Genomic DNA, 17,135 nt, shown 5'->3' with positions numbered 1-17,135 from the left:
GCGTCCATGGCCCCGATACTGGGTTGCTGCTCCTCGCCATAACCCGCTATGACTCGTCGCAGCGCCTTGTCTCGGCCATTTACATCCGAACCTGCCTCAACCCACTCACCGCACAGGCCACGAGGTCTGACGAGACCGGCGTTCTGCATCGCTGCAACTGCAGTGCATGCTCGCGGCCGGCGGATAGAGTTATGACCCCAGCCGGCCGCGGACGATTCACCGCTGGTCGCTATCCGCCAGCATGTCGCGTACGCGCTTGGCCAGCGCATCGAGGTTGAACGGCTTGCTGATCATGTCCATGCCCGGTTCGAGGAAGTCCGCGCTGGCGGCCTGCTTGGCATAGCCGGTCATGAACAGCACCGGCAGATCGGGGCGATGCTGGCGCGCAACATCCGCCAGTTGCCGGCCGTTCATGCCGGGCAGTCCGACATCGGTGACCAGCATGTCGATGGTGGGCGTGCTCTCAAGCAGGCGGATCGCCGCATTGCCGTCGGCGGCTTCCAGCGTCTGATAGCCGAGCATCTGTAGCACGTCGATGACTAGTAGGCGCACCGCCGGATCATCCTCGACCACCAGGACGGTTTCACCTTGCTGGGCCTGAAGCGGGCCGTCGTCTTCGCCGGCTGGCGCGACGCTGACGCCTTGGTCCTCGAATACGGGAAGGTACAGGCTGACCTGGGTGCCTTCGCCCGGTTCGCTGGCGATCTGGATATGGCCGCCGGCCTGCCGGGTGAAGCCGTAGACCATGGAAAGGCCGAGCCCGGTGCCCTGGCCGATGGGTTTGGTGGTGAAGAACGGTTCGAAGACGCTGGCCAGCACCTTGGGGCTCATGCCGCAGCCGCTGTCTGTCAGGCAGAGGATGACGTAGCGCCCGGCGGCCAGATCGCCCACATCGCCCTGCCTGTACAGTTCGACATTGCGAGTTTCCAGCAGCAGGGTGCCGCCGTCAGCCATGGCGTCGCGGGCGTTGATGACCAGGTTGAGCAGCGCGCTTTCCAGCTGGTTTTCGTCGCTGGAAACCGGCCACAGACCTTGCTGCAACTGATTGCGGATGTGGATGTGGCTGCCCAGCGTGCGGCTGAGCAGGTCGTGCATCGACTCGATCAGCTGGTTCAGCTCGACACGCTTGAGATTCAGCGGCTGGCGCCGGGCGAAGGCGAGCAGGCGGTGGGTCAGTGCCGCGGCGCGATTGGCCGAGGTGACCGCGGCATCGATGAAGCGCTGGGTTTCGCCGTGGCGGCCGGACTGGATGTAGCGCTGGATCAGGTCCAGGCCGCCGATGATGCCGGTCAGCATGTTGTTGAAGTCGTGGGCGATGCCGCCGGTCAGCTGGCCGACTGCTTCCATCTTCTGCGCCTGACGCAGCGCTTCCTGTGCCTGCTCGCGGCTGGCCATTTCCTTGAGCAGGCGTTCGTAGACTTCCGCCAGGGCCTGGGTGCGCTCCTGAATACGGCTTTCCAGTGTCTCGTTGAGTTCGCGCAGCGCCTGTTCGGCGCGCCAGCGCTCGGTGACATCCAGCGCCATGACGAAGAAGCCGAGCACGTTGCCCTGGCCGTCACGGCGCGGCAGGTAGTGCACCAGCATGCGTCGGGGCTGGCCGTCACGGTGCGGGCTATGGGCCTCGAAGGTCACGTCGCGGCCGGCGAGGGCATCACGGATGCTTGTCTGGCGCTCGGCATAGCCACGTTCACCGAGCACTTCGCGGGCAGTCTTGCCCAGCAGCCATTCGGTCGAGTGGCCGAACCAGTCGGAGTAGTAGCGGTTGTTGAAGCGAAAACGTTCCTCGGCGTCGACGTAGCCGATGAGCACCGGCAGTGCGTCGGTGACCATCTTCAACTCGGCTTCGCTCTGGCGCAGGGCATCTTCGCTGGCCTGCTGTCCGGTGATGTTCATCACTGCGCCGGGGAAGCGCTGTGGCCAGCCCTGCTCGTCGCAATGGCAGCGCCCGCGCGCCAGCGCCCAACGGGTGACGCCGTCGTCGCTGCGCAGCCTGTAGCGCTCGTCGAGCGTACCGCGCTCGACGATGCAGCGCTCCAGCGCGGCGCGCAGGCGTGGCACGTCGTCGGGATGGACATGATCGAAAAAGGCTTCGCTGCTCAGGCCGTTCGGCCCGGACTGGGCCACCGGCAGGATGCGGGAAAGCTCAGCTCCCGCCGGAATCTCGCTGGCCTGGATGGCCCAGTCCCAGATGCCGATCAGGTCGCTGGCCTCGAGTGCCAGCTGCAGGCGCTGTTCGCTGGCGCGGTGCACCTCGGCGCTGAGTTTGTAGTGCAGGGCGGTCTGCGACAGGCGGGTTTCGGTGCGCACGCGTTCGCTGGTCTCGCTGAGGCACAGCAGCAGACCGCCGATGCCGTGCGAGGCGTTGCGAATGGGGCTCAGGGCGAGGTCGAACCAGGCTTCCACCGGAGCGCCATCGCGTTCGATGACCAGTTGCTGATTGCGCAGTACCCGTGGCTCACCGCGGCGGGCAGTGTCGCAGGCCGGCTCCAGCAGGGCCCAGGTCGCGCCCCAGCGGTGGCAAGCGGGCTGGCCGAGTTCGGCCGGGTGGCGATCGCCGATCAGTGCGGCGTGGGCGTCGTTGTACAACTGCAGCGCCTGGTCGCCCCAGAGGATGCACATCGGCAGGGGTGCTTCGAGAATGGTGTCCAGCAGCAGCCGTAGCGAAGCCGGCCAGGCGTCAGGAGTTCCGAGCGCAGTCGCCCCCCAGTCATGCCGGCAGATTCGCTCACTCATCTCGCTGTGACTATGGGGCCAGAATTCGGCGCCTACTGCTGCCATGTTGCTTCCTATCGATCATCCGTGGGCGAACTACGAGCGGCAGGGCATGTGCTGCGCACCGCTGCGCTGTTTCGATGCGTGCCGGCCCGGGCTCGTCCTGAGCCGGTTCCCGCCGACGGCAACTGTTGCGTAGTGTAAAGCTTCCGGCTGCCCGAAGGCAGCGCCAGCCGTCACGCTGGACCGCCGTGCAGGCTGCGGATCAGGTCGAGGTAATCGTCAACCGCGGCGAATTCCTCGGTGTCCTTCGGTGCGCGGCGACTGTCCGGCTCGCGCACCGCCAGCAGATGCGCGATGCCGAAGCGCTGCGCACTACGCAGGATCGGCAGGCTATCGTCGATGAACAGTGCACGTGCGGGCTCGAACTCCAGATCCTGGCGCAGTGCGTGCCAGAACTGCGGCTCCTCCTTCGGATAGCCGTAGTCGTGGGAGCTGATCAGGCGGTCGAACCAGGGCGCCAGTTCGATCTTCTCCAGCTTCAGCGACAACGAGTCGCGGTGCGCATTGGTGATCAGCACCACGCGCTTGCCGGTCTGGCGCAACGCGGCGAGAAATTCGTCGGCATTTGGTCTAAGGGCGATCAGCTCGGCGATCTCGCGTTTCATGTCGCGGATCGGCAGGTTGAGTTCGCGGGTCCAGTAGTCCAGGCAATACCAGGTGAGTTTGCCGACGTGCTCGTTGAACAGTGGCGCCAGTTCCAGCTCGGCCATGGCGCGGCTGATGCCGTGCAGCTCGGCGTAGCGTTGCGGCAGCAGTTCGAGCCAGAAATGATTGTCGAAGTGGAGATCCAGCAGCGTGCCGTCCATGTCGAGCAGGACGGTATCGATGTCGGACCAGGGCAGGTTGGCGGTCATGTGCGGGCTCGCGTCAGCGGTGTATGGACGGGACGGCGTCGGTCAGCTGGTCGTAAAGCACTCACGGCCAGCGCAAAAAGCCGGGTTATGATAGCCGCTCGCGTTTCCAGGAGTTTCCCATGCGCCAGAAACCCACCGTGCTAGCCCGTGAGATCGTCGCCAGCAGCCGACTGTTCCGTGTCGAGGAGCTGCAGCTGCGTTTTTCCAATGGTGTCGAGCGCACCTATGAACGCCTGGTCGGCAAGGGCAGCGGTTACGGCGCGGTGATGATCGTGGCGCTGGCCGATGCGGAGAATGCACTGCTGGTCGAAGAATATTGCGGCGGCACCGACACCTATGAGCTGTCGCTGCCCAAGGGCCTGATCGAGCCGGGTGAAGACGTGCTCGAAGCGGCTAACCGCGAACTCAAGGAGGAGGCCGGCTTCGGCGCGCGCCGCCTGGAGCTGCTTACCGAGCTGTCGTTGTCGCCCGGTTACATGAGCCAGAAGATTCAGGTGGTGCTGGCGCGCGATCTGTATCCGGAGCAGCTGCCCGGCGACGAGCCGGAGCCGATGCGGCTCGACAAGGTCAACCTGCACGAACTGTCCAGTCTGGTGCAGCATCCGCAGTTCAGCGAGGGGCGCGCATTGGCCGCGTTGTACCTGGCCAAGGATCTGTTGACCCAGCGCGGAGAGTTCGGCCAATGAGTCATCCCTATCTGTCGTCGGTCATCGATCTGGTGCGTCAGGCGGGCGAGGCGATCCTGCCGCACTGGCGCAGCGAGCTGGATGTCCAGACCAAGACCGACGAATCGCCGGTGACCGTCGCTGATATGGCGGCGCATCAGGTGTTACTCGACGGCCTGCTGGCGCTGGATAGCGCCATCCCGGTGCTGTCCGAGGAGGATTGCGAGGTGCCGCTGAGCGAGCGCGCCGGCTGGACGCGCTGGTGGCTGGTTGACCCGCTGGATGGCACTAAGGAATTCATCGCCGGCAGCGAGGAGTTCACGGTCAACGTCGCGCTGATCGAAGCGGGTAAGGTGCGCTTCGGCGTGGTCGGCATTCCGGCATCCGGACGCTGTTACTACGGCGGCGAGGATTTCGGCGCCTGGCGCAGCGAAGTGTCCGGCGCGACTCAGCCGCTGCGCGTGCGCCAGCAGCCGGAGGAAGCGTTCACCGTGGTCGCCAGCCGGCGCCACAGCAGTCCGGCGCAGGAGCAGCTGTTGAGTCGTCTGGGCGAACGTTTCGGTGAGCTGGCGCTGGCGAATGTCGGCAGTTCGCTGAAATTCTGCCTGCTGGCCGAAGGTGCTGCGGATTGCTACCCGCGCCTGGCGCCGACCTCGCAGTGGGATACCGCTGCCGCGCAGGGGGTGCTGGAAGGTGCCGGTGGCGAGGTGCTGGATGTCAGTGGTGCGGCGCTGCGCTATGACGCGCGGGAAAGTTATCTGAACCCGTTTTTCCTGGCCCTGCCCAGAGGTGTCGACTGGCGCGAGTGGCTGATCGAGCTGGCCAACCGAGGCTGAATCCGAAGCGGCTGCCCAGCATCGCCTGATGCGGAACCGCCGCGGCAGCAGCGGTTGCAGGACTACTGCCTATTTGTGCAGAACGAACTGGCCGGTGAAGCGCACAGCGTCACGCCCGTCGGCGGCGAGGATGCGGCTTTGAAGTTCCAGGCGCGAACGGCCACGGCGGCGATAGATCGACTCGAAACGCTCCCAGGCTTCCGGAGTCGGCGCGGAGCAGATGGCCATGGCGTCGTCGACTACCGGTAGCGGGTACTCGATCTTGCCTTCGTGAATGACGATGTGCCCATCCTCAATTCCGGCTTCACGCAGTCGCAGATGCAGCCAACCCCAACCCGCCAGCACGGCAGCGCAGTACAGACTGCCGCCAAACATGCTGCTCTTGTGATTGATGTTCGGCTGCAGTGGTACCTGCAGGCGCAACTCGTGGTTTTCCCAGCGCTCGACACGCAGTCCCAGCGAGCGGGTCAGCGGAATGTCGTGGTGGAGGATGGCTTCCAGGTAGCGGCTATCGCGGCTCATGCCGGCAGGTTCCTAAACATTGCGAAGATACAGACAGACGCCAAGCATGACTCTTGAGTCACGGTTTGGCCAGTGCGTTCATGTCATTGCCCGGGCACGCCTAACCTCCGGCGAATCCGCGCCGGCATGGTCCGCATCGGTGCCGTATTGCCCCGAATCGATAGCAGTTGGTGCGCCGCTCAGCCTTAGGTTTTGCTGCGGTAGGCGCAATAGCCCGGGCGCGGGCCGATGCGCGGGTGGTTGCGGCAGGTGTCCGGACGCTTGGCATAGACCGTGCAAAGCCGGGTCTTGCGGTCCAGATAGAGACAGTCGCCATTGGCCAGGCGGGTCAGCGTGAAGATCTCGTGCTTGTGATTGAAGTGCTCGACGATGCCCGCCTTGCTCAGGCGCTTGGCGATGTTCTTTGCCGGCTCGTCACGCTCGAAGACATCGACCAGCTCCAGCCGGATCAGGTCGTCGATGCGTACCTCCACCGGCAGGGTGCAGCAGGTCGCATGGCAGTCGCGGCACAGGCCGGCGCTATAGCGCACCCAGGTTTCCAGGCGTTCCGGGTCGGCGGAGGCGATCAATCTTGTCTTCACGGGCAGTCTTCGGTGCGTTCGGGCGCGCGGATCATAACGAGTCGCGCGGCGATTGCCAGCGTCTTCCGACGGCGGCGACCGGACGGGCGGTAGCGCAGATGTAAAGGAAACCTGCAACGCTTTTTCTGGAATGTCGAATGGAGGTGAACGGGCATGGCTGCCGCGAGTCCCTCTTGTGTGTCTTCGCTAACCGAGGTCTGTCCATGACGCAGGAAACAGCCATTGCCACCGCCGAAGAAATTGCCGCTTTCCGTGAGCGAGTGTTGCGCAAGCTCACCTACTCGGTTGGCAAGGATCCGGAGAACGCCTCCGATTACGACTGGTTCCATGCGGTAGCCCTCGCTACCCGCGACAGCACCATCGACCGCTGGATGGATTGCACGCGCGAGGCTTACACCAGCGGGCAGAAGCGGGTGTATTACCTCTCTCTGGAGTTTCTCATCGGCCGCCTGCTGGTCGACAGCCTGAGCAACCTCGGCCTGTTCGACGTGGCGCGTGAAGCGCTCGCCGGGCTTGACGTGGATATCGAACGCATCCGCCTGCTGGAGCCTGACGCGGCGCTCGGCAATGGCGGCCTCGGCCGGCTCGCGGCCTGCTTCATGGAGAGCATGGCGACCCTCGGCGTGGTCTCCCATGGTTACGGCATCCGTTATGACCACGGCCTGTTCCGCCAGGCCATCGTCGATGGCTGGCAACACGAGCAGACCGAGACCTGGCTGGATTTCGGCAACCCCTGGGAGTTCGAGCGCTCCGAGGTGAAGTATCTGATCGGCTTCGGCGGCAACGTCACGGCGGCCACCAACGAGAAAGGCGAGGTCCAGCATTTCTGGCACTGGGCCGAAGGGGTACGGGCGATCGCCTATGACACCCCCATCGTCGGTTGGCGCGGCGCCGGGGTGAACACCCTGCGCCTGTGGCGTGCGCGGCCCGAGGCAGATTTCCATCTGGCGCGCTTCAACGCCGGTGACCATATCGGTGCAGCGGCCGAAGAGGCCCGCGCCGAAAGCATTTCACGGGTGCTCTATCCGGCCGACAGCACCGAGGCCGGGCAGGAGTTGCGCCTGCGCCAGGAGTATTTCTTCGTCGCCGCCTCGCTGCAGGACCTGCTGCGTCGCCACATCAAGCAGCGCGGTTCGCTGGACAGCCTGCCCGACTACACCGCCATCCAGCTCAACGACACCCACCCGGCGATTGCCGTGGCCGAGCTGATGCGCCTGCTGGTCGACGTCCATAGTTACGAGTGGCAGCACGCCTGGCGGCTGACCACGGCGACGCTGTCGTACACCAACCACACGCTGCTGCCAGAAGCGCTGGAAACCTGGCCGGTGGGCCTGATGGAGCGCCTGCTACCGCGGCACATGCAGATCATCTACCTGATCAATGCCTACCATCTCGACCAGCTGCGCGAGCGTGGCGTCCACGATGCCGAGCTGCTGCGCTCGGTATCGCTGATCGAGGAAGATCACGGTCGCCGGGTGCGCATGGGCAATCTGGCCTTCCTCGGTTCGCATAGCACCAATGGCGTATCCGGGCTGCACACCCAGCTGATGCGCAAGACCGTGTTCACCGATCTGCACAGCCTTTACCCGCAGCGGATCAACAGCAAGACCAACGGTATTACCTTCCGCCGCTGGCTCTACCAGGCCAATCCGCAGCTGACCCAGTTGCTGGTGGAGCATGTCGGCGAGGAGGTGCTCGATGAGCCGGAAACCCGCCTGCGCGAGCTCGAACCCTTTGCCGAACAGGCCGCGTTCCGCCAGCGTTTCGCCGAGCAGCGGCTGGCCAACAAGCGTCATCTGGCCAATGTGATCCAGGAGCGGCTGGGCATCAGCGTCGACCCGACCGCGCTGTTCGACGTGCACGTCAAACGCATCCACGAGTACAAGCGCCAGTTGCTCAACCTGCTGCACACCGTCGCGTTGTACCAGGCGATTCGCTCCGATCCGGGCGGCAACTGGGTGCCGCGGGTGAAGATCTTCGCCGGCAAGGCGGCGGCGAGCTATCACCAGGCCAAGCTGATCATCAAGCTGACCAACGACATCGCCAATACCATCAATGCCGACCCCACCGTGCGCGGCCTGCTCAAGGTGGTGTTCCTGCCCAACTACAACGTCAGCCTGGCCGAGGACATCATCCCGGCAGCGGACCTGTCGGAGCAGATTTCCACCGCCGGCCTGGAGGCTTCGGGTACCAGCAACATGAAGTTCGCCCTCAACGGGGCGCTGACCATCGGCACCCTGGACGGCGCCAATGTGGAGATGAGCGAGCAGATTGGCCTTGAGCACATGTTCATCTTCGGCCTCACCGCGCAACAGGTGAATGTGCGCAAGCAGGCCAACGAGTACAACGCCGAAGCCATCATCGGCGCGTCGCCGCGGCTCAGCGAAGTGCTCTCGGCGATTCGTGGCGGTGCCTTCTCGCCGGGTGATCCGGGCCGCTACACCGGGCTGGTGGATGGCATCAGCTGGCACGACACCTTCATGGTCTGCGCCGATTTCGAGGCTTACTGGCAGGCGCAGCTGGATGTCGAGGAGTGCTGGCGTGATCCGGCACGCTGGTGGCGTTCCTCCGTGCTGAACACCGCCCGCACCGGCTGGTTCTCGTCGGACCGCACCATTCGCGAGTACGCCCGGGAGATCTGGAAAGTGCTGTGATGGCCGGCGCGCCGGAGGGTCATCCGCCGGCGCGCAGCCACAAATGGCGAGGGTTGCCTACCGTGCTGGCAATCTGGCCGCCGCTTCGCTGAACTCTGCAGGGGGCGGACCTGTCTGAGGGGAGTTAGTTTTCCTACGGCCTGCTAAACTGCGCGGGTTTATCCTTCCTCCGGAGTCATTTCCATGTCACGCGTAACCCTCAGTCGCTACCTCATCGAGCAGACTCGCAGTAACAACACGCCTGCTGATCTGCGCTTTCTCATCGAGGTCGTGGCACGAGCGTGCAAGGAAATCAGCCACGCGGTATCCAAGGGCGCCCTCGGTGGCGTACTGGGTAGCGCCGACAGCGAGAACATCCAGGGAGAAGTGCAGAAGAAGCTCGACGTGCTCTCCAACGAAATCCTGCTGGAGGCCAACGAGTGGGGCGGTCACCTGGCCGGCATGGCGTCCGAGGAAATGGACAACGCCTACCAGATTCCCGGCAAGTACCCCAAGGGTGCCTATCTGCTGGTCTTCGATCCGCTGGATGGCTCGAGCAATATCGACGTCAACGTCTCGGTCGGCACCATCTTCTCCGTGCTGCGCTGCCCGGATGCCTGTTTCAGTCAGAACGACGCACTCGGCGAGGAAGCCTTCCTGCAGCCGGGGACCAAGCAGGTTGCCGCCGGCTACGCCATCTACGGCCCGCAGACCATGCTGATTCTGACTCTCGGCCACGGCGTGATGGGCTTCACCCTGGATCGTGAGCTGGGCAGCTTCGTGCTTACCCACGAGAACCTCAGCGTTCCGCAGAGCACCGCCGAATTCGCCATCAACATGTCCAACCAGCGCCACTGGGAAGAGCCGGTGCAGCGCTATGTCGGCGAGCTGCTGGCCGGCAAGGACGGCCCGCTGGGCAAGAACTACAACATGCGCTGGATCGCCTCGATGGTGGCCGACGTGCATCGCATCCTCACCCGCGGCGGCCTGTTCATGTACCCGCGTGACAACCGCGACCCTTCCATGGCCGGCAAGCTGCGCCTGATGTACGAGGCCAACCCGATGGCGATGATCGTCGAGCAGGCCGGCGGCGCCGCCACCAACGGTACGCAGCGCATCCTGGAAATTCAGCCGGAGTCCCTGCACCAGCGCGTGCCGGTGTTCCTCGGTTCGAAGGAAGAAGTCGAGCGCGTCACCGGCTACCACCAGGGCTGACCGATGCAGGCGCCCTGGCAGGACTTGCTCCACTGGTGGTTCGGCCAGGGCACCAGCGCCAGCGAGATCGCGGCTGAAAAGCAGCGACTCTGGTTTGGCTACCGCGCAGAACAGGACGACGAGGCGCGCCAGCGCTTCGGCGCACTGGTCGAACAGGCTCTGAACGGCGAGCTGCAGGGCTGGGCCGAATTGCCCGAGGGCTGGCTCGCACTGGTGCTGCTGCTCGATCAGCTGCCGCGCATGATCCATCGCAACACGCCGAAGGCTTTCGCCGGCGACGAGCGCGCCCAGCACCTGGTTCGCGATGGCCTGGCCCACGGCGGCGACATGCTGTTGGCGCCTATCCAGCGCGTGTTCATCTACCTGGTGCTGGAGCACGCGGAGAACCTGGCAACCCAGGATCTGGCCGTCGCGCAGTTCACTGCCTTGCGCGACATTGCCGACGAGTCGGAACAGCCGCTGTTCGTCGGCTTTCTCGACTATGCCGAGCGCCACCGCGAGGTGGTCTCCCGCTTCGGCCGCTTCCCGCATCGCAATGCAACTCTCGGCCGCGAAGCCAGCGACGCCGAGCGACTATTTCTGGAGCAGCCGGGCTCGTCCTTCTGAGCGCGGATGCCATTTCCGGCCAACGCTCCGCGGCACCGCTTCCGCGGGGCATTGAACCTTAGAACAAGCAAGGAGCTCGATATGCCATTGCGTACCCCATTGCTGATTGCCTGCGTCGTCCTGCTGGCTGCCTGCAGTCCGATCACCCAGGAAAACTTCGCCAAGCTCAAGCCCGGCATGGAACGGGTGGAAGTCGAGCAGTTGCTCGGCAAACCTTCCGAATGCGCCGGGGCGCTGGGGATGTCGAGCTGCACCTGGGGCGAGAAGAATCGCTTCATCAGCGTCCAGTTCGCGGGCGACAAGGTGATGATGTTTTCCGGCAAGGGGCTGAAATAACTGCTGATGTAACTCAGGAGATATCCCATGCGTGCGAGTGTCGTTGCCCTGCTGTGCCTGATGCTGTTGAGCGGCTGCGCAGGAGGTGGGCGCGAACAGCCCCCTGAAACGGTCGGCGAGGTCGACCTTCAACGCTATCAGGGGAGCTGGTACGAGCTGGCGCGCTTGCCGATGTTCTTTCAGCGCAATTGCATACGCTCCGAAGCGAATTACCAGTTGCAGGCCGATGGCAGCGTGGCGGTGACCAACCGTTGCCAAACAGAAGACGGCGACTGGCAGGAAGCCAAAGGCGAAGCGGTGCCGCAGGAAGCCGGTATTACCGATCGGCTGTGGGTGCGCTTCGACAACTGGTTCAGCCGGCTCTTTCCCGGTCTGACCAAGGGCCACTACTGGGTGCTCTATCTGGACGAGGGCTACAGCACTGCGCTGGTCGGCAGTCCAGATCGCAAGTATCTCTGGCTGCTTGCGCGGGACACCGAGGTCGACCAGGCGACCCGCGATCGCCTGCTCTCCGAGGCCGAGCGGCGCGGTTACGACACCAGCGAACTGATCTGGCGCCAGTAATCGTTTGGCCTGCTCAGTCCCATTCCAGACGCGCCAGCTGCCATTCGCCTCGCTCCTGGCGCCAGTCGAGTCTGACCTGATAATGCCCCGCCTGCTGCGGCAGGAGTGATTCGGCGCCAGCGAGCGTCACCTGTGCCTCGGTATGGCCGCGATCGGGATAGGTCGGATCGACCCAGCTGCGCTGGCTGAGGGCGATTACCCGGACATTGCGATGGCGCAGGAACATCAGCGTTGCCGTGCGCCGCGCCCATTCCTGATGGTACTGTCGCTGCGCCTGGAAATCTGCGTGCAGCAGTTCCATCAGGTCGCCGACCTGCTTGTTCTCCAGGGTCGTCTGCAACTGCTCGGCGGCCTGCTGCAGCGCCGCTTCCGGGTCGTCCCGGCCGCAGCCGGCCAGGGTCATTAATAGCGCCAGTGCCGCTATTTTCCATGCTGACATGCTCAACTCCGTGAACCTCGTTATGATGCCGCTAACGTCATGGGGGCCAGCCGGCCCGCCGCAGATCAGGAGTGTGCCATGCAGACCTTGTATCCGGAGATCAAACCCTACGCCCGACACGAGCTGGCGGTGGAAGAACCGCATGTGCTCTATGTCGACGAGAGTGGGTCGCCGGATGGTCTGCCCGTATTGTTCGTCCATGGTGGTCCCGGCGGCGGCTGCGATGCCCTCAGCCGCCGCTTCTTCGATCCGACCCTGTACCGCATCATCACCTTCGATCAGCGTGGCTGCGGACGTTCGACGCCCCATGCCAGCCTGGAGAACAACACCACCGCACATCTGATCGCCGACATGCAGCGCATCCGCGAGCATCTGGGCATCGACAAGTGGGTGCTGTTTGGTGGTTCCTGGGGCTCGACGCTCTCCCTGGCCTACGCGCAGCGCTATCCCGAGCATGTGCATGCGCTGATCCTGCGAGGGATATTCCTCTGCCGTCCGCAGGACCTCGCCTGGTTCTATCAGGAAGGCGCCAGCCGGCTCTTCCCGGACTACTGGCAGGACTTCCTCTCGCCGATTCCGCTGGAGGAACGCGACGACCTGATGCAAGCGTTCTACCGCCGTCTCACCGGCAACGACCAGATCGCCCAGATGCACGCCGCCAAGGCGTGGTCCTGCTGGGAAGGTCGCACCGCCACGCTGCGGCCGAATCACAACGTGGTCGAGCGGTTTGCCGATGCGCACCGGGCGCTGTCGATGGCGCGGATCGAATGCCACTACTTCGTCAATCAGGCCTTTCTCGAGCCGGATCAGCTCTTGCGCGACATGCCGAAGATCGCCCACCTGCCGGGCATCATCGTGCACGGCCGTTACGATGCCATCTGCCCGCTGGACAATGCCTGGGCGCTGCATCAGGCGTGGCCGAACAGCGAGCTGCAGATCATTCGCGACGCCGGGCATTCGGCGGCGGAGCTAGGCATTACCGATGCGCTGATACGGGCGACCGGTGAGATCGCCCACCGCTTGCTCGATCTGCCTCCGACAGACGCCTGACGGGGCCGCCCAGCGATGAAAGCATTGATCCAGCGTGTCCGTCAGGCACGGGTCGAGGTCGCAGGCGAGGTGGTCGGTGCCATCGATCAGGGCTTGCTGGTGCTGGTGGGCGTCGAGCGCGAGGACGATCATGCCCGTGCCGACAAGCTGTTGCACAAGCTGCTCAACTACCGCGTCTTCAGCGACGAGCAGGGCAAGATGAATCGCTCGCTGAAGGACATCGGTGGTGGGCTGTTGCTGGTATCGCAGTTCACCCTGGCGGCCGATACCCGTAGCGGGCTGCGGCCGAGTTTCTCCAGCGCCGCCCCACCAGCGCACGGCGAAGCGCTCTACGACTACCTGCTGGCCCAGGCGCGCCAGCAGCATCCACAGGTGGCCTGCGGGCGTTTCGGCGCCGAGATGCAGGTGCATCTGGTCAACGACGGTCCGGTGACCTTTCTCCTCGAAAGCTGACGCGCGTGAATCAGTGCCGGACCGGTTCCAGGTCGTTCTCGCGCAGCCAGGTGATCGCGTACTCGCGCAGCTGCACGGTCTGGTAGTCCAGCCAGGCCTCTCTCACCGCAGGGAAATCCTCCAGCTTGAAGTCGAAGGTGCGCAGCGGCTTGCGGCCGTTCAGCGCACTGCTCAGCACCGCGTGGGCGATCGGGTCGTGTTGGGTGAAGAGGAAGGCCTCACGCATCGCCATGGATTGCGCGAGCTCCAGCGGTTCGATGTGCAGATAGCGATCCTGCTGTACGTCGTATTTCTCCATGACGCCAGGGGCTGGCTCGCTGGGAAAAACGGCGCGGATGGCACCGCTTTCCAGGTCCAGGTAGTACTCGGCGCTGTCGCGTCCATCCAGAGCGTACTCCAGACGGTGCATGTCGATGGTCAATGGTCGCATGGCAAGAACGGCTCTTTTAGGGATTCGTTGGAGTGTCGAGGCCGCAGCGCAGACGCACTGAAGCGTGAGCAGTCCTAATCTGTGACTCCCTTGCACCGGGTGGGTGCGTTACGTTCATCGGGGCGCATCGGTCAGGCGGCGAACGGTGACGGTGGTGAGTCAGCCGTTCAGGCTCAGAACAGTCGGGCCAGCAGCGCGCTGACCGCCGTTTCCACGCGCAGAATGCGCTCGCCCAACTGAACCGGCTGCAGACCGGCGGCAGCCAGTTTGTCTACCTCGTAGGGGATCCAGCCGCCTTCCGGGCCGATCGCCAGGGTGACAGGCTGCGTTATGGCACGGGGGCAATTGGGAAAATCGCCGGGATGGCCGACTAGCCCCAGGGTGTCTGCGGCAAGCTGAGGCAGGCGATCCTCGACGAAGGGCTTGAAGCGCTTCTCGATAATGACCTCCGGCAGGACGGTGTCACGCGCCTGTTCCAGGCCGAGGATCAGCTGCTCGTGGATGGCGGCGGGCTCGAGGAATGGCGTTTGCCAGAAGCTTTTCTCGACGCGATAGCTGTTGAGCAATACCAGCCGCGGCACGCCCATGGCGGCCACGGTCTGCAGCACGCGGCGCAACATCTTAGGTCGTGGAAGCGCCAGTAGCAGGGTCACCGGCAGCTTCGCCGGCGGTGGTTGGTCGAAGCTGACCTGCAGCTCTGCCTCGTGAGCATCCAGGCGCAGGAGCTGTCCGCTGCCCATGTTGCCGCCCACGCGGCCAACTCTGAGCTGCTCGCCCGCCTCGGCGCGATGGACCTGCTGCAGATGAGTCAGGCGCCGGTCACGCAGCAGCACGCGGTTATCGGCGACGAAATCGGCCGCGTCGAGCAGCAGCAGGTTCACGGGCGCGGCGCGGGCGGCTGGTCGCCGGGTTCTGCCGCGTCCTGCTCGGCATCGCCACGGAAATCTTCGTCGCGCTTGTTGATCATGCTGCCGCAGATCACCCCGGCTTCAAACAGCAGCCACATGGGAACGGCCAGCAGCGTCTGCGAGAACACATCCGGTGGCGTCAGCACCATGCCGACGGCGAAGCAGCCGACGATCACATAGGGACGGCTCTTGCGTAGGGTGGCGACATCGACGATGCCCACCCAGATCAGCAGGAAGGTCGCTACCGGAATCTCGAATGCCACGCCGAAGGCGAAGAACAGCGTGAGCACGAAGTCCAGGTACTGGCCGATGTCCGTCATCATCGCCACGCCTTCCGGCGTCACGCTGGCGAAGAAGCCGAACATGATCGGGAACACGACGAAGTAGGCGAAGGCCATGCCGGCGTAAAACAGGAAGATGCTCGACACCAGCAGCGGCACGGCGATGCGTTTTTCGTGCTTGTACAGGCCGGGGGCGATGAAGCCCCAGATCTGGTGCAGGATGATCGGCATCGATAGGAACAGCGCGACCATCAGGGTCAGCTTGAACGGCGTCAGGAAGGGTGAGGCGACGCCGGTGGCGATCATAGTCGCGCCTTCCGGCAGATAGGCGCGCAGCGGTGCGGCGACCAGCGAGTAGATCTGCTGGGAGAAGTAGAACAGCCCGCCGAACAGCAGGCCGATGGCCACGACGCAGCGCAGCAGGCGCTTGCGCAGTTCGGTCAGATGAGCGATCAGGGGCATTTCCTGATCATCGATGGAAGACTGGCTCATGGTTCTGGCGATCTGTCGGGGCGAGGGGTAGGTGCGGGTTCAGCAACAGGTGCAGCTGGCGGCACTTCCGGGCTGGGGCTGGGCGTAACGGCGGCGCCGGTACTGTCCGCAGTTTCGCTCGCCGTGTTTTCGGTCGGCGATGGCGTGGCGGTGCCCGAGCTGGTGGTCGAAGTCGGCGGCATGATGCTTTGCTTCATTTCCCGCTCCAGGTCGAGGATGCGCTCGTTATGCAGCTGCCGACGGATCTCGTCGGCACCGATCTCGCGCTCCACCTCGGCCTTGATGTTGCTGAAGCTGCGTTTCAGTCGGCCAACCCACAGTCCCGTGGTGCGAACTGCACCGGGCAGGCGTTCCGGACCGAGCACCATCAATGCCACCAGGCCGACCAGTAGCAGTTCGGTGAAACCGATATCGAACATCAGGACGTGCTCACATCAATAGGGAGAGCGGCCGGGCAGCGAAGGTCGCCGCTCGACCGCATGGAACGTTATCACTGGTCTTTCTTGGTCGGTTCTTCGACCTTGCGCGCCTGCGCGTCAATGGTCTGGTTCTGCTTGTCTTCGACGCCGGGCTTTTCCTCGTCGGTGCCCATGGATTTGCGGAAGCCCTTGATCGCATCACCGAGGTCGGAGCCCAGGCCCTTGAGGCGCTTGGTGCCGAACAGCATGATGACGATGAGCAGAATGATCAGGAGTTGCCAGATGCTGATGCCGCCAAAACCCATGGTGATATCTCCGATGTGAATCAGGTTTGCGGACGCGCGGCTTTTTCCGCGTGTCCGGAGAGACCGAAGCGCCGGTCCAGTTCATCCAGCACGGCCTGCGGGTGCTGGCCGAGCGCGGCGAGCATGACCAGGCTGTGGAACCAGAGGTCAGCGGTTTCGTAGATCAGGTCGCTGGAGTCGCCACTGACGGCGGCGTCCTTGGCGGCGAGAATGGTTTCCACCGATTCCTCGCCGACCTTCTCGAGAATCTTGTTCAGGCCCTTGTGGTACAGGCTGGCAACGTAGGAGCTGTCCGGCGCCGCGCCTTTGCGGGCTTCCAGCACCTCGGCCAGACGGGTCAGGGTGTCACTCATGCTTGTGCTCCGCATAGATGGCGTGCGGGTCCTTGAGGACCGGCTCGACGACCTTCCAGGCGCCGTTTTCGAAAACGCGGTAGAAGCAGCTTTCCCGACCGGTGTGACAGGCGATGCCGCCGATCTGCTCGACCATCAGGATGATCACGTCGGCGTCACAGTCCAGGCGCAGCTCGTGCAGCTGCTGCACATGCCCGGACTCCTCGCCTTTGCGCCACAGCCGGTTACGCGAACGCGACCAGTAGATGGCGCGGTTTTCCTGCGCGGTCAACGCCAGGGCTTCGCGATTCATCCAGGCCATCATCAGCACGCGGCCGGTCTTGTGGTCCTGGGCGATCGCCGGCACCAGACCGTCGGCGTTCCAGTTGATTTCGTCCAGCCAGTTCATCGGATTCTCCGCTCAATGGGCCAAGTGTGC

General features: G+C 64.2%; 21 protein-coding genes. 9 read left to right on the top strand and 12 right to left on the bottom strand.

What is annotated here, in order from left to right; all coding sequences use genetic code 11:
• Positions 1-216: 216 nt before the first annotated feature.
• Both LLJ08_RS19030 and yrfG read right to left on the bottom strand, forming a co-directional pair.
• Positions 217-2,778, bottom strand: coding sequence for a PAS domain-containing hybrid sensor histidine kinase/response regulator (locus LLJ08_RS19030; protein WP_228207687.1), 2,562 nt, complete (start codon positions 2,776-2,778; stop codon positions 217-219).
• Positions 2,779-2,948: 170 nt separating this feature from the next.
• The gene (yrfG, locus tag LLJ08_RS19025) at positions 2,949-3,629 is read right to left on the bottom strand and encodes a GMP/IMP nucleotidase (RefSeq protein ID WP_125877213.1); all 681 of its coding nucleotides are present in this window, start codon (positions 3,627-3,629) and stop codon (positions 2,949-2,951) included.
• A gap of 119 nt (positions 3,630-3,748) precedes the next feature.
• On the opposite strand from yrfG, the gene nudE reads away from it, so the two are divergent.
• Complete coding sequence (gene nudE / locus LLJ08_RS19020; RefSeq protein ID WP_041015291.1) at positions 3,749-4,315, top strand: ADP compounds hydrolase NudE; 567 nt, start codon at positions 3,749-3,751, stop codon at positions 4,313-4,315.
• Positions 4,312-5,130, top strand: coding sequence for a 3'(2'),5'-bisphosphate nucleotidase CysQ (gene cysQ / locus LLJ08_RS19015; RefSeq protein WP_228207686.1), 819 nt, complete (start codon positions 4,312-4,314; stop codon positions 5,128-5,130). The genes nudE and cysQ overlap by 4 nt, the downstream gene beginning before the upstream one ends.
• A 69-nt stretch (positions 5,131-5,199) precedes the next feature.
• Here cysQ and LLJ08_RS19010 read toward each other — a convergent pair whose 3' ends face one another.
• Together LLJ08_RS19010 and LLJ08_RS19005 are read right to left on the bottom strand one after the other, a co-directional pair.
• Positions 5,200-5,652, bottom strand: a complete 453-nt coding sequence (locus LLJ08_RS19010; RefSeq protein ID WP_038664240.1) for a thioesterase domain-containing protein — start codon at positions 5,650-5,652, stop codon at positions 5,200-5,202.
• A gap of 185 nt (positions 5,653-5,837) precedes the next feature.
• The gene (locus tag LLJ08_RS19005; RefSeq protein ID WP_228208962.1) at positions 5,838-6,239 is read right to left on the bottom strand and encodes a YkgJ family cysteine cluster protein; all 402 of its coding nucleotides are present in this window, start codon (positions 6,237-6,239) and stop codon (positions 5,838-5,840) included.
• A gap of 197 nt (positions 6,240-6,436) precedes the next feature.
• Here LLJ08_RS19005 and LLJ08_RS19000 point away from each other — a divergent pair, with 197 nt between their 5' ends.
• The 5 genes from LLJ08_RS19000 (at position 6,437) to LLJ08_RS18980 (ending at position 11,587) form a co-directional block, all read left to right on the top strand.
• Positions 6,437-8,887, top strand: a complete 2,451-nt coding sequence (locus LLJ08_RS19000; protein WP_228207685.1) for a glycogen/starch/alpha-glucan phosphorylase — start codon at positions 6,437-6,439, stop codon at positions 8,885-8,887.
• 183 nt (positions 8,888-9,070) lie between these two features.
• Complete coding sequence (locus LLJ08_RS18995; RefSeq protein ID WP_014821930.1) at positions 9,071-10,081, top strand: class 1 fructose-bisphosphatase; 1,011 nt, start codon at positions 9,071-9,073, stop codon at positions 10,079-10,081.
• 3 nt (positions 10,082-10,084) lie between these two features.
• Positions 10,085-10,687, top strand: a complete 603-nt coding sequence (locus LLJ08_RS18990) for a DUF924 family protein (RefSeq protein ID WP_228207684.1) — start codon at positions 10,085-10,087, stop codon at positions 10,685-10,687.
• 81 nt (positions 10,688-10,768) lie between these two features.
• Positions 10,769-11,023: an outer membrane protein assembly factor BamE domain-containing protein gene (bamE, locus tag LLJ08_RS18985; protein ID WP_014821928.1), complete on the top strand. Its 255-nt coding sequence runs from the start codon at positions 10,769-10,771 to the stop codon at positions 11,021-11,023.
• A 27-nt stretch (positions 11,024-11,050) separates the two neighbouring features.
• Positions 11,051-11,587 (top strand): lipocalin family protein, encoded by a 537-nt coding sequence (locus tag LLJ08_RS18980; protein ID WP_125896622.1) that lies wholly within the window; start codon positions 11,051-11,053, stop codon positions 11,585-11,587.
• Between the two features lie 13 nt (positions 11,588-11,600).
• On the opposite strand, the gene LLJ08_RS18975 is transcribed toward LLJ08_RS18980, so the two are convergent.
• Positions 11,601-12,026 (bottom strand): hypothetical protein, encoded by a 426-nt coding sequence (locus LLJ08_RS18975; RefSeq protein WP_228207683.1) that lies wholly within the window; start codon positions 12,024-12,026, stop codon positions 11,601-11,603.
• Positions 12,027-12,104: 78 nt separating this feature from the next.
• Here LLJ08_RS18975 and pip point away from each other — a divergent pair, with 78 nt between their 5' ends.
• A complete protein-coding gene (gene pip, locus LLJ08_RS18970) occupies positions 12,105-13,076 on the top strand; it encodes a prolyl aminopeptidase (protein WP_014821925.1) in 972 nt (323 codons plus the stop codon).
• Positions 13,077-13,091: 15 nt separating this feature from the next.
• Positions 13,092-13,529 carry a D-aminoacyl-tRNA deacylase gene (gene dtd, locus LLJ08_RS18965; protein ID WP_228207682.1) on the top strand — a complete coding sequence of 146 codons (438 nt, stop codon included), beginning with the start codon at positions 13,092-13,094 and terminating at the stop codon, positions 13,527-13,529.
• Positions 13,530-13,539: 10 nt separating this feature from the next.
• Here the strand turns inward: dtd and LLJ08_RS18960 are convergent, their stop codons facing one another.
• The 7 genes from LLJ08_RS18960 to hisI form a co-directional block, all read right to left on the bottom strand.
• The gene (locus LLJ08_RS18960) at positions 13,540-13,959 is read right to left on the bottom strand and encodes a UPF0158 family protein (RefSeq protein WP_014821923.1); all 420 of its coding nucleotides are present in this window, start codon (positions 13,957-13,959) and stop codon (positions 13,540-13,542) included.
• A gap of 173 nt (positions 13,960-14,132) precedes the next feature.
• Entirely contained in the window at positions 14,133-14,840 is a 708-nt protein-coding gene (locus LLJ08_RS18955) for a 16S rRNA (uracil(1498)-N(3))-methyltransferase (protein ID WP_228207681.1), read from the bottom strand.
• Positions 14,837-15,640, bottom strand: a complete 804-nt coding sequence (gene tatC, locus LLJ08_RS18950) for a twin-arginine translocase subunit TatC (protein ID WP_191121564.1) — start codon at positions 15,638-15,640, stop codon at positions 14,837-14,839. The genes LLJ08_RS18955 and tatC overlap by 4 nt, the downstream gene beginning before the upstream one ends.
• Positions 15,637-16,059 carry a Sec-independent protein translocase protein TatB gene (gene tatB / locus LLJ08_RS18945; protein ID WP_191121565.1) on the bottom strand — a complete coding sequence of 141 codons (423 nt, stop codon included), beginning with the start codon at positions 16,057-16,059 and terminating at the stop codon, positions 15,637-15,639. Before tatB ends, tatC begins: the two co-directional genes overlap by 4 nt.
• A 71-nt stretch (positions 16,060-16,130) precedes the next feature.
• Entirely contained in the window at positions 16,131-16,364 is a 234-nt protein-coding gene (gene tatA, locus LLJ08_RS18940; protein WP_014821919.1) for a twin-arginine translocase TatA/TatE family subunit, read from the bottom strand.
• 20 nt (positions 16,365-16,384) lie between these two features.
• Positions 16,385-16,717: a phosphoribosyl-ATP diphosphatase gene (locus LLJ08_RS18935; RefSeq protein ID WP_011911574.1), complete on the bottom strand. Its 333-nt coding sequence runs from the start codon at positions 16,715-16,717 to the stop codon at positions 16,385-16,387.
• On the bottom strand, positions 16,710-17,105 hold the full coding sequence (gene hisI, locus LLJ08_RS18930) for a phosphoribosyl-AMP cyclohydrolase (RefSeq protein WP_023447081.1): 396 nt from the start codon (positions 17,103-17,105) through the stop codon (positions 16,710-16,712). Before hisI ends, LLJ08_RS18935 begins: the two co-directional genes overlap by 8 nt.
• Positions 17,106-17,135 lie beyond the last annotated feature (30 nt).

Origin of the sequence: Stutzerimonas chloritidismutans, from assembly GCF_020783375.1 — a bacterium.
In the GTDB taxonomy this organism is placed as follows: domain Bacteria; phylum Pseudomonadota; class Gammaproteobacteria; order Pseudomonadales; family Pseudomonadaceae; genus Stutzerimonas; species Stutzerimonas kunmingensis.
Note: the sequence above shows the minus strand (reverse complement) of the source record. Positions and strands in the feature narration are given on the sequence as shown.